Here is a 12,397-nt window from a genome sequence, read left to right on the forward strand (position 1 = left end):
GCCGGGGGACCCGGATGCAGGCCAGGACCCGGCTGAACTGCGGGCTGTCGCCGCGCTGCCCGCCGGTCACCAGCATCGCCAGGGGTTTGCGGCCCTGCTCGCAGGCCAGGTGCACCTTCGTGGTCCAGCCGCCCCGCGACCGGCCCAATGCGTGATCAGCGGGCTCGTCCTCGACTCCGCCGGGTGGTTCCTTCTGCCGCTCGGGTTGGGTGCGGGCGCCTGCGGCGTGCTGATGCGCCCGCGCGATGGTCGAGTCGACGCTGACATCCCAGCCGATCAGACCGGCCGCGTCGGCGCGGGTTTGCAGCCCGGCGACGATCCGCTGCCACACCCCGGCGCGTTGCCAGCGACGGAACAGTCCGTAGACCGTCTGCCAAGGTCCGTAGCACTGCGGCACGTCCCGCCATGGCGAGCCCACCCGCACCCGCCACCGGATCCCATCAATGAGCTGCCGTTTACTCCACTTCGGCGGCCGACCCGGCCTCTTACCCCTGGGCAGCAGCGGCACAAGCGCCGCCCACTGAGCGTCGGTCAGGTCGTGCCGCCTCGTCACCGGTATGGTGGCCACGAGGTCTCCGGTTTCAGGTTCTGCTTGGTCGCTGAACCATCTACCGGAGACCTCACTGCGTATCGATCACCGACACGCCACAACCCTGATCAAGGTCGACCGCCAGCCCCCGCTATGAAACACGGCCTAGGAGGTGTACGAGGAGCACGGGCACCGGGTGGTTGACGTGCCGGCCGGACCGGTGCGAGAACGGTTGGCGCTGATCGAGGAGCACGTATCGTTCGCGGCATGACGTTGCCGGTCGCCACCTGCCCAGACTGTGGTCGACCCGGCATGCCGATCGTGTACAAGGAGCCTGACGGTCCAACAGACTGGGTCTGCCCCGAGGGACACGAGTGGCGGGTGACCGACCGACCCGGGTGGGCTCCATGGGCATCACCAACCGCTGTAGCCGCAAGCCGCGATGCGGGTGACGCACCGTCCTGGACGGACCCCATGGGCGTCAAGGACGGGCGGAGCTGGCGGATCGGCACGGCCAGCGACGTCGCCTGGCTCGCCGGCCACACCACACCCGGCGGCCTGTCTGTCACCACCGCGATCCCACCGGTGTTCGACGCGTACGCCACCTTCCACCCGCCCGCGAACGTCAGTCTCGACGCCCACGAGCACGCCGTCGTCAACGAGCTGGCGGCGTGCACCCCGGACCAGCCCTGGTGGCTGGGCTTTCTCGACACCGGCGCCCACGACCTCGTCTTCCCGGGCGCTCCGAAGGTGTCCATCTACTGGGGGTGGTCCTACGTGCTGGTCGAAGCCGGACCCGAACAGGCCCTTACTTGGCGGACCGGCCACATGCGCGGCGACGGGCCGCTGCCCGACCTGTTCTTCCCGGCGGATCACTCCTGGCTCGTCTCCGCCCTCTGGGACGACACCTGGACCGACATCGGCGGCAGTACCGTTGTGCTTGCGGGCCTGCAGCGCAATCCGTTGGTCAACGCCCGCCTCGTGCGACCCGACGAGGACGCGCTTCCGCCAGGACTGACGCGCGACTGACCTACGGCAGGGGGTCGCCAGATCGCACTACTTTACATAATGTGCATTATCGAATCTGCGACTGGCGCGTGGTCAGCGGCGGTATCAGCTCTCGTCCTGAGCGAGCTGTCGTTTCTCACTTGACCTGGGCCATTCTCAATAACTTGGGCCATCTCTCGAGTCTTCTCATTAAGTTGGGCCGCCGAGGCTGCGTCCGGCCCTGCCCCCTGCACCTTCCGTGGCGGCGTGACGATTCGGCTGCACGCGCGGTGCGGGGTGTGCTCCGCGATGTCGTCGACCGGAATCGTATCTAGCGTGCCGACGCGCGCGGCTTACGCGCGGGATGCGGTCACCCGTGCCGACGCCTCGGGGTTGTTGATGGTCCCCCACCGCCGGTCGGCCTTGTACATCGTCTCCTGCACGGCATCCTTGGCGTCAGCCTCCGACGCGTAGCCGTTGAGTTCCTTGTGCGCCCAGTCGCAGCGCCTCGGAACCGGTCTCGGCGCCGAGGAGAAGGCACTTACGCAGCAGCCCGGGAAGCGGCTCGGATTCGTCGAGCATGCGCTCGCGGAGCGAGCGCATGCAGTGTATCGGTCATGGATGGGATGGGACGCTAGAGCAGGGCCCCGACAACCCGCGGGATCGAGTGTGTGACGCGCCGTGTCTAGCGCCGGACTTGACCGCGGTGATGAGCGGGCAGTAGTGCTGGTGCCTGTGGGAGCTGCTGTCTTGGCCCTGCTGGTTGTTCCCGCAGTTCGTGTCGTCGGCGGTGCGCAAGGTCGAGACCAGTGCGGTGCGACGGGTCAGAGGCCGACGTCGGTGAGGGCGTTGTCTTGCCACTGGTCGGCGTCTTCGATGTAGCCAGCGAGGGTGGCGGAGCCGTCTTTCCATCCGCCGTGGCGGGCGATGCGGAGGGGGTTCTTGCCGCTGCGGTGGGTTTCGGTGGCGAATCCGCGGCGCAGGGAGTGGCCGGTGAAGGCGCTGGCGGTGTCGAGGCCGGCGCGTAGTGCGGTGCGGCGCACGATGATGGCGACGGCTTGGCCGGTGATGCGGCCGGTGGTATCGCCGTGGCCGTGGGGGGTGCGCCCGAGGGTGCCGTAGCGGTCTATGCGCCGGAACACCGGTCCGGATGTTTGGTCGTGGGCGGCGAGGGCGTCGAGCCATGCCTGCATGGTGCGTACGGGGCAGGTGGCTGGTCGAGAGGTGTAGGGCAGGGCGGTGCTGCGGCCCACGGACTCCTTGTCGGTCTTGGAGCGGCGGATGGTGACGTGCAGGCCCTCGCTGGTGAAGGTGAGGTCGGCGATGTTCAGTGCGGCGAGTTCGCTGCGGCGGGCGCCAAGGGCGAAGCCGACGACGATCAGGGCCCGGTCGCGCACTCCGGCAAGGGTGGTCCTATCGAGGGTGTCGACCATCGCCCGCAGCGCGGTGACGGTGACCGCTTTGGCCTTGCGCACGCCTCGGCCGGCCTCGGCGAGTTCGGTGCGGTGCCGGCGCAGCACCGCGCGCGCCGGCCGGGTGTGGGGCGGCGGGAGGTCGGCGGCGGCGTGGGCGACGGTGATGGCCGCCATGGCGCGCTCGATCGTGGACGCTGCCTTGCCTTCGTCGGCGAGGTGCGAGACGTACTCGGCCAGGGTCGCCGCGGTGGCCGGCAGGTGTGATCGTTGGTGGTCGTCGCACCAGTGGGTGAAGCGGCGCCAGTCCCCGGCGTAGGCCCGCCGCGTCGACGCGGGCACCGACTCGCGGATGCGCCGCCGCGCCGCTTCCGACAGCTGCTCGTTTGGATCGATGAAGGTGGTTGGGTCGGCGCTCCCCCGGGCCTCAATCTCATTCACGAGAAGGAACGTTATCGTGAATGAACGACGGAGCGGGGTCAGGTGGAGGGCCGGCGTGTCGCGTCGTCGGCGGCGAGCGTCAGGCGATACACCGCGTACCGAATTTCGTCAAGATGCGGTCCGCCGCCGTACCGCAGCTGCGCACCGACCCGTCTGGCGGTAGCCGCCTCGAAGACGATCACGCCCGGCGGCCCGGCCGGCTCGCGCTACGCCTCCGGGTCGTCCACACCCCGATCCTTGCACCGGTCCGCCCGGTTCCCGGCGTGCCGCATTCGTTGTCGCGGATCTTCGCCCCGACCGGGCGACCTCTCCCCCACGATGCGAAGGTGAGGAGTGTTCACGGCCGGCGCGGGCGGTGCAGTTTGCGGCGCAGAATGTATAGAGACGAAAGCGTCGGCGGAAGGACAGAGACCATGCCGTCCGAGATCACCCGGCAGCAGGTTCGCCAGCTCGTCGACGCCGGCGCCCAGCTTGTCGAAGTCCTCCCGGCCGATGAGTACCGCTGGGCGCACCTCCCCGGCACGGCCAACCTGCCGTTGAAGGAGCTCGACCCCCGCACCGACCAGCTGGACCGCTCCCGCCCGGTGATCGTCTATTGCCACGACACGGCTTGAGACATGAGCCCGCGGGCCGCGTGGCGGCTCGAAGCTGCCGGATTCGACCCGGTGTACGACTACGCGGCCGGGAAGGCCGATTGGCTCGCCGCCGACCTGCCCTTCCACGGTGAGGCCCAGCTCGTTGGGCAGGTCACCCGCCGGCACGTCCCCACCGTGCCGGGCGAAGCCTCCACCGCGCAGGCGCTCGAGCAACTCGACACGTTCGGGTTCGGCCCGGTCCTTGTGCTGAACGCCGCCAGCGTCGTGCTCGGCACACTCCACCGCGAACAGCTCGAAGCAGCCCCCGCCGACGCTCCGGTCGACCGGCTGCTGCACTTCGGCGTCTCCACGGTCAGGCCCAGCGAACAGGTCGCCGACCTGACCCACCGCATGCACCACGCGAACGTGACCCGCGTCGTCGTCACCCGCCAGGACGGCACCCTGGTCGGGCTGTTCTTCACCGAAGACCAACAAGCGGTTGACGACAGCAGCACCTGAGGCGTGCCCAATCGCGTACCCGGGCGGCGGTGACGTCGGGGCCGAGCCGTTGGGCAAATCTCGGCGGCGGTGCCGTACTCGTGACCATCGATCCAGATCATGCGTCCACCGTATTCGGGTTTCACAGGGCTCCCGCAAGCACGAACAGGGACGAGTTCGGCCGGGCAGCGGACAAGCGTGCCTGGGAATAGTCGGAATTATGCGCGGCACTGGGAGGGGTCCGGAGGGGCGTCGAAGGGTGCCAGGATCCGCGCCGCGCCCCGGATCTCGTCGAGCTGCAGCCGCCGTAGCGCAGCTGCGCGCAGAGCCGCGTCGCGGTGGCCACCACGATCACGCCCGGCGGGCCGGCCGGCCCGCCGGCCTCTCCCCCGCCCGCGCCTCGCTCATTTGATCTTCGTGGTGTGGCGAGGAGATGTCCGACCCGCTGCCAGGTCACCCCCGTCCGCTCGGCGATTTTGGCGTCGGTCAGCCCTTGCCCGTCGAGCTCCACCATTGCCGCTCGGCGGATCTGGGAGGGACCGGCGATCGCCCGCTGGTGCTCGCTTGTCAGCTCGGCAGCTCAAGCCCTCTGCGCTGAGCTCTCGGGCGGCAGGAGCATTAGGTCTTTGCTCACCGCGCCAGCACTGCCGCGTCGGTTGCTGACCGCCGAGGTGGCCACCACCGCGGCCGGCACCGTCGTCCTCGCCGCCGTGGTGTACCGCGCCTGGTCACTTCTCGCTGACACGATCCTTTGTTGGTCCGGTCAGTCGGTCGGCGATCGCCTGGCGCGAATGCACGTCGAGCTTGCGCATCCCAGCGGCGAGATGGCGCTTGACCGTGTTGACGGAAAGGAAGAGGCCAGCTGCGATCTCCTTGTTGGTCTTCCCGCCGGCGGCCATCTCCGCGACCTTGAGCTCCTGGGGCGACAACTTGTTGCCATACCCGCGGCGACCACCGCGAAATGCCGTGGGCACCCGCACGCCGTGTGCGCGCGCCGTGCGGGTTGTTCGCGCCAGGTCCCAGGTGGCTCCGAGGCGTTGGTAGCTGGTCATCGCCGAGTGCAGGGTCTCCTCGCCCTGCGTCCGCGCTGTCGGAGCGTCGGTCTTCAGCAGCCACGTGCCCGCCTCCTCGCGCGCTTGCGCTGCCTCATAGGGGCAACTGAGGCGGTCGTATCCCTCGGCGGCAGCGAAGAAGTGACGCGCTGCAGCGAACGGCGAACCGGTCGCGCCGGCAATGAAGCCGCGGGCATGCGGCACCGCGGCCGCCGCGTAGGGTGCGTCGAGGCCTCGACTCCGGCGGCTCCAGTGCGCAAGGAGTTCCTGCGCCTGGCCAGGCTGCTGGTCGGCCGTCATTGCCGCGCACATGGCCGGAAGCGCACGCAACGCAGAGACCTCGAACGGCACAGGCTTCAGCGTGTCTGCCAGTCGGCGGGACTCGGATGCGGCACGAGCGGCGTCGCCACAGCCCAGCGCCAGGCGGATGAGCGCATTCGCGGCGAGTGGGATCAAGTCGAACGCCCCAGCCTTCTCAAGCCGCTTCACCAGTTTTCGGAGTGCCTGGTTGGCGCTGCCGACATCTCCTCTTGCGGCGGCCAGACAGCCCGCGACGAGGTCGAGTTCACGCCTTTCGAAGGCGTCCCGATCGAAGTGGTTGATGAGGACCGAAATCCGCTCGTCCAGGTCGGCCCAGTAACCGACGCCATGGTCGAGGAGCGACCGGGTGGCGCGGACCAGAAGCTCTCGGTGTCGGTTCTCACCGTCAATGGCTCCCTCGAGCGCGATGGCAAGCAGCTGGTCTGCGACGTTATGGTGTCCGGCGTAGTAGGCGTTCTGCGCCACGGAGTGGAATGCATTGACCTCCGCAAAGTGCCGGGGGGTGTCACCGGTCTGCTGGCGGATTCGCACGGTCATGGCCCGCCACTGGGCATCCCCCACGGCGACCTGCACCATGGCGACCTTGCCCAACAGCGCCACCTGCCAGGCCCTGCCATCGATCGAGGGGACGATCTCCACGAGCCTGCGCAGCCATCGCTTGTGCTCGGCCAGGGGAACACCAGGTGCGATCGGGGCTGCTAGCCCGACCATCGCCTGCGCGATCGAGATCGCGTTGGTGAGATCCGGGAGTGCGCGGATGAACTGGGCGCGTTGAAGCGTGGCGTCGGCCCCTGCATGCGCGAGCGCAACTGCTCGGATGAGGTTCAACTCTCCCCGTGTCTCCGGAGACAATCCGTCTACCGACACCTGGGACAGCAGTTCGACCGTCTCGTCGACGGGGCGCATGGTTCTGATCGCAGCTGAGCCGAACTTGACCGCCACGCGGCCCCGCTGCTCGGGCTCGAGCCACTCTTCACGGAGCAGGTCCTGCAGCAGCCGCATCGCCTCGTCGTGATGACCGAGCCGGCCGGCCTGGTCGGCGTCCAGTTCGGCGGCCTCGGCCAACTCAGCCAGACGGCCCGCGTACCGCAGATGGTGCGTGACCTGTCCCCGAGGGCGCGAGGAAAGGCCGCTGAGGGCGTCTGCGGCGCGGCTGTGCAGATCCTGCCTGCGCGGGGAGGCGATGTCTTCGTAGACTGCCTGCGCCGCGAGCGCGTGCCGGAACGCGACGGAGCCGGCATGGTCGACCAGCAGTCGCGACTCCAGCACCTCCTCCAGGGCAAGCCCCGCGTCATCGTGCAGCGTGCGGCAGGTCCCCATCAGCACCCCCCACGTCGCCGGCAACTGCAGGACCGCCGCGGCCTCCACCATCGCCCTGGCGTCGTCGGAGAGCCGGCTGACTCGCTCCAGCACCGGATCGCGGATGCCGGACGGCACCTCCAGTTGATCGATGTCCTTGCGTTCCCATACTCCGTCGTGCTGCACGAGGGTGCCGCGCGTCTGCAGCAGCGCCAACAGCTCCTCGATCGCAAACGGCAACCCCGACGCCCGCTCACACAGATGTGCCGCAAACGCCTGGGAGACTGCATCCGCGCCCAAGACCGCCGCCGTCAACTCCTTGGTCTGGGCGACGTCGAACGCGGTCAGATGAACGTGGGTTCGTGTCACCGATGCGGGCATCTTCGCTGTCGCCGCCCGCACCTGCGCGGTCGCCTCACCGTCCCGGTAGGTCACCACCATTGACAGCATCGGCGGCGGGTCCGAGACCACGTAGCTCACGAAGTCGAGAGTGTGGTCGTCGGCCCAATGAAGGTCCTCCAGCACCAGGACCGTGCGGCCGAGGCCGACCAGCACCTCCATGAGCGCACGGAACACCCGATGCCGCTCCGCATCCCGATCATCGAGCGCCAGCGGCTGCGGCGGCAGGAGATCCGCCACCTCCGGAACCAGCGGTCGCAACGCACCGGCTACCGGCGACAACGCCATTCCCCGCAGCTCCGCACCGAGGTCCTTGACCACCTCCATCACCGGGCCGAGCGGAAACGGCTCCCGGATCCGCCGACACGACCCCACCAGCACGCGCCCCGCGTCGGATCGCACCCGCAACTCGGAGATCAGCCTGGTCTTCCCGATCCCCGCCTCTCCCTCGACGACGACGATCGCCGGTGGCGTCGACACCGCCGTTGTGAGTGCGGCCGACTCCTCGGCCCGGCCCACCATCGACGGCGCGACCACCCGCTTGCCGCCGGCGATGTTCCCCGTTTTGGCTCCAGCTGACCCCGCTGTGTCAGCTCCGGCGCGGTCACGGCCGGGCTTCGGCCCCGGCTCGGTAGATCCGTGCCAGACCTCCTCATTGACGGCCACGGTGTCCCTACCTCCAAACACGGTGGATCATCGGTGAACGGGACCATACCCAAACGCACACCGCGGGTGTCGGTCGACATGTCCCGCTCACACGAGCCGGCCCACCGAACGCCGCGAAGGCATCCGATGGGCCGGGTCGATGTTGCTGGGCTACGACGTGGTGTAGGCATCCAAGATCGTCTGGCTGAAGGTTCTGTTGCGATCGCGGAACTCCGCCTTGAACGACACACTGCCGCCCGCCGCGGGGTTCGCCACGCTCACCGCTCCGTGGGCAACCACAAGGCGACGCCAGGTCGCGCCATGGTCGTAGGAGGCGTACACCCTCAGCGAGGCTGGCTTCCAGGAGTCAGTCGAGCCCTGGACGTCGACCTTCACCTCGCCGCGGGTCCCAGCCGCCGCGGTACCGTCGGGGCGAAGCTTCGGCTCGTAGCGCACTACGCCGACTGGGATCGGGGTGGGCGCCTTGGTGTGCGCCGAGGTGAACGTCGCGGTCCAGACGACCTTCTTACTGACGGCGAAGGTGCCCGTGGCCGTCCGGTCTGCTGTGGTGACCAGTTTGTAGGTGGCCTCACCCGGCGGCAGGTCGAAGCTGTTGACGTCGAGGATGTCGTTCACCCTCGCGTACTCCTGCCCGTTGCGGTAGAGGACGGTGGACGAGGACGCGGCGTCGTACCGGCTCGTGCCGTCGTGACCAACGCCGTCGGCGAACGGGTTGATCGCGCCGCTGAGCCTGTCGCCGTCCCTCGTCAACCCAGCCGGAGCGCCGGTGACGGCGTCCGCCACGAGCGCCGGGCCGAAGACGGGTTCGTTCCAGTGCTCCCGGTAGGTGTGACCGGCCTTGTAGTAGCGGAACGGCTGGGCGTATGCGGCCTCGACCGCGCCGAAGCGCTGCTCGAACATCCGCTGCCAGCTCTGGTTGCCCGTCAGGTAGACCGTGTTCGTCATCGGCAGGTCAGGGTCGTCGGAGGGTACCGGAGCCTTGATGGAGGGTGCGGAGTAGAACACCCCCCAGCGGTTCGGGGCGCTCGAGCCGGCATCGATGTCGATCCGGGCGAGCTCCCCCATCGACGGGTGCAGGTCGAGGCCGGTGTAGAAGCCCTCGGCCAGATCCGTGAGGTGGTAGGCGACGCCGGTCGTCGGGTTCACGAGGTTGGCGATGAGATGCGTGTACGCCGTCCCCGCGGGGGGCTTCGGACCGACCCAACGCGTCCGGAAACCCTGCGGGAACTTCTGCACGTACATGCTGACGGGGTTGACCCCGTCAGGGCCGGTGACCGTGGCATACGCCGTTCTCAGCACGGCACCCGGGTCCGGCGCCTTGATGTCGATCGGCTGCGTCGTTCGCGCGTCAACCTCGATGGTCGTGTCCTCGGTCAGCCGCATCTCGGGAGCAGCCACCCAGTCGTCACCGATGTACCGCAACGTGGCGGGCTCGATGAGTGGCACCTCGCCGAGCACCGTGTAGGTGCCCGCGTGCATGCGCAGCGTCGTCGTACCGGCATCGCCGGAGACCTTCGTCATGATGCCGCGGTCGAAGTCGTACACCCATCCGTACCACTTGTCCTTCACGGGTACCGAGCCGTCACGGGCGGTCGCCTTGAACGTCAGCTCGTGCATCTGTTCCTCGCGGTTCACCGCACCGACCGTGCGCACGGTCGTGCCATCACCGGTCGCTGTGATCGCCAGGTCGTAGACGCCGAGAAGGTCACCGCCGAGGCGGGTGTCGGCGGTGACGTCCACTGACGCGATACCACCGGCCGGGACGGTGACCTGAGTCGCCGAGAAAGTGAAGAAGCCGGCGGGGGCGGACGCGCCGTCCGGGCCGGTGCCCTCGACGGCGAGGTCCAGCGTCGCCGGCTCGGTGCCGAGGTTACGGTACGTCAGCGTCTTCGTCAGGGGCGCGTCGTCGTCGTGCGGCCACAGCGCGGCGCCGAAACTGAGCGAGGACTGCTCGGCAATCACGTCCTGTGCGATCGCACCGGCCAGGTCGACGATGCCGCTCCCGCCCTCCATGGGCGTGTACGGGCCCGGCGTGGCCGAGCCGACCAGGGCCGACTTGATCTGCGCGGGGGTCCAGTCCGGGTGCTCCTGGCGCAGGATCGCTGCGGCACCGGCGACGTGCGGGGCCGCCATCGACGTACCTGACATCGGGATGTAGCCAGGAGCGGGGTGCGGGCTGTAGCGGTCGATGCGGCTGCCCGCTGCCCCGGCCGCCACGATGCCGACGCCAGGTCCGGTGATGTCCGGCTTGAGACCGCTGTCCCCGGTCCGAGGACCGCGCGAGGAGAACTCCGCGAGCGCGCCCGTGCGGTCGACGGCGCCGACGCTTAGCGCGTCCTCGACGCTCGCGGGGGATCCCAGGGTGCCGTCGATCGGGCCGTCGTTGCCGGCCGCGATCACGAACAGCGCCTGGTCGGAGAGCCGGTCCACGGCCTCCTCCAAGGGACTGACGCCGGGCTGGTCGGCTTCGCCGAGGGACATGTTGACGATGTCGGCGCCCTGCTCGACGGCCCACTCCATGCCGGCCACGATCCAGGAGTCGACGCCGAACCCGTCGTCATTCATCACCTTGCCGTTGATCAACTGGGCGCCCGGCGCGACACCCCGGTACTTGCCGTCGGAGGCGGCACCGGTGCCGGCGACGGTCGAGGAGACGTGCGTGCCGTGACCGTAGTGATCCTGCTCGTCGGCCGAGTCGGTGAAGTTCTTCGCGGCCACGACCTGGGTTGTCAGGTCCGCGTGCGTCGTGGCGATGCCGGTGTCGAGCACGGCGACCTGCACGCCCTCGCCGTCGTAGCCTGCCTCCCAGGCCGTCGGGGCGCCGATCTGCGTCACGCTCTGGTCGAGCGTCGCGTGGGCGAGGCCGTCGAGCCGGATCCGCGCGACGCCCGGCGCGAGGGTCCGGCCCGCGGTCGAAGCCCTGGTGAGCTTCGCCCATGCCGAGGCGGCGGCGCCCTTGCCCACGGTTAGCGCGTCCGCGTGCACGGACTTCAGCTCGGCACGCATGGCCGCGCCAGTGGTCCCGCGGACCGCGGCGCGCGCCGCGGGTGCCTGCGACCTGGCGGCGGCCCCGCTCTGCGCGTACTGGACGATGACGGGCACACCGCTGCCCGTCATCTTCTCGTAGGCGGGGTTGCTCAGCTCGGTGACGTCGAAGAGCCGCTGGTCAAGCTTGCCCTCCGAGATGAGCGCGCCGACATCGCTCGGCAGCACGTACGAGTGCCCCTTGAGCTCGGTCATGATCACCGGGATCGACTCCCGATCCTTCGCGGGCTGGAATCCGAGTACCCGGCCAACTGCGTCGACTCGAACCGTGTCGCCGGTGACCAGTACCACCTCCTTTCCCGCCAACGACGTCAGCTTTGAGGTAGAGGTGTCCGGGGAGGTCGGCTGAACTGCGGCCGCAACTCCTGAGTTGAGCGTGCAGGCGAGAGCGGTGGCGGCGACGATCGCCGTGACCTCCCGCAACGTGCGTGACATGTGGTCTCCGGAGGTTCAGGCAGGGGCCGACTCCCAGGAGGCGGCGCTTGCTCAGAGCTGATGTGGGTCAAGAAGTGGATGAATGACGTGTCACCCTCGTGGAGGTGGCGGGGCGTTGGGCGAGGCCGAACCGTCATGCGCCGCGGTGGTGCCCTCGCCGGTCGGTCCCGCCACGACCCCGCCGCTCACACCGGACGCCATCCGTCGTCCGAAGAAGACTCATCCGAGCCTGCATTGTCGGATGACTCGCATGTGCCACCGCCAGCGGCACCAAGCGGCAACGACGTGCGGTCGCTGGGAGGTTGAGTCGATCCGCGGGAGGACCGTGCGCCACGGACATCGGGCTCCACGGGATCGGAATCGGTCATGGCAGGAGTGTGCAGCGTTGTCGGAACCGTAGTCATGACCCCGCGAGGGTCATTCTCGAGGGCTGCTCCACAGACGGGTAACACATCCAGTTCGGCCTCCGCTCGGTTCGTCAGCCCCGCCTGGCGCACGTGGATCCTGGGCTCTGATGCCCAGCCCTCAGGCGATGAGCCGTCGCGGCCGAAGGGGGCCAGATGGAGATCGATCCAGGTACCGGACCGGAACCGATCGTGAACGGTGATTTCGCTGGTGGGGTCGCAGGAAACGCAGGGCGGTTAGAGGGCATCTTGATCAGGTCGGCGTCGGTGTGTCCGCTTCGGGTTGATCGTCACGCCAGGATGGCGTCGCTTCGTGGGTGAGGCGCCGGCTCAT

Annotated in this window: 8 protein-coding genes; 3 read left to right on the forward strand and 5 right to left on the reverse strand. The window is 69.0% G+C overall.

Features of this window, described 5'->3' with window-relative positions; translation table 11 throughout:
• The coding region (locus ABZU69_RS36210) for an IS5 family transposase (protein WP_354968750.1) at nucleotides 1-568 on the reverse strand (568 nt) is incomplete at its 3' end.
• A 435-nt stretch (nucleotides 569-1,003) separates the two neighbouring features.
• Here ABZU69_RS36210 and ABZU69_RS36215 point away from each other — a divergent pair.
• Entirely contained in the window at nucleotides 1,004-1,558 is a 555-nt protein-coding gene (locus tag ABZU69_RS36215; protein ID WP_354968751.1) for a hypothetical protein, read from the forward strand.
• 782 nt (nucleotides 1,559-2,340) lie between these two features.
• Here the strand turns inward: ABZU69_RS36215 and ABZU69_RS36220 are convergent.
• Nucleotides 2,341-3,369, reverse strand: a complete 1,029-nt coding sequence (locus tag ABZU69_RS36220; RefSeq protein WP_354968752.1) for a site-specific integrase — start codon at nucleotides 3,367-3,369, stop codon at nucleotides 2,341-2,343.
• Nucleotides 3,370-3,407: 38 nt separating this feature from the next.
• On the reverse strand, nucleotides 3,408-3,551 hold the full coding sequence (locus ABZU69_RS36225; RefSeq protein ID WP_354968753.1) for a hypothetical protein: 144 nt from the start codon (nucleotides 3,549-3,551) through the stop codon (nucleotides 3,408-3,410).
• A gap of 231 nt (nucleotides 3,552-3,782) precedes the next feature.
• Here ABZU69_RS36225 and ABZU69_RS36230 point away from each other — a divergent pair, with 231 nt between their 5' ends.
• Both ABZU69_RS36230 and ABZU69_RS36235 read left to right on the forward strand, forming a co-directional pair.
• A complete protein-coding gene (locus ABZU69_RS36230; protein ID WP_354968754.1) occupies nucleotides 3,783-3,983 on the forward strand; it encodes a rhodanese-like domain-containing protein in 201 nt (66 codons plus the stop codon).
• A gap of 3 nt (nucleotides 3,984-3,986) precedes the next feature.
• Nucleotides 3,987-4,463, forward strand: coding sequence for a hypothetical protein (locus ABZU69_RS36235; protein ID WP_354968755.1), 477 nt, complete (start codon nucleotides 3,987-3,989; stop codon nucleotides 4,461-4,463).
• Nucleotides 4,464-5,170: 707 nt separating this feature from the next.
• On the opposite strand, the gene ABZU69_RS36240 is transcribed toward ABZU69_RS36235, so the two are convergent.
• Nucleotides 5,171-8,179 (reverse strand): AAA family ATPase, encoded by a 3,009-nt coding sequence (locus tag ABZU69_RS36240; RefSeq protein WP_354968756.1) that lies wholly within the window; start codon nucleotides 8,177-8,179, stop codon nucleotides 5,171-5,173.
• Nucleotides 8,180-8,329: 150 nt separating this feature from the next.
• Nucleotides 8,330-11,659 (reverse strand): S8 family serine peptidase, encoded by a 3,330-nt coding sequence (locus ABZU69_RS36245; protein ID WP_354968757.1) that lies wholly within the window; start codon nucleotides 11,657-11,659, stop codon nucleotides 8,330-8,332.
• Nucleotides 11,660-12,397: the final 738 nt, after the last annotated feature.

It is taken from the genome of Micromonospora sp. NPDC005206 (assembly GCF_040608175.1).
In the GTDB taxonomy this organism is placed as follows: domain Bacteria; phylum Actinomycetota; class Actinomycetes; order Mycobacteriales; family Micromonosporaceae; genus Micromonospora.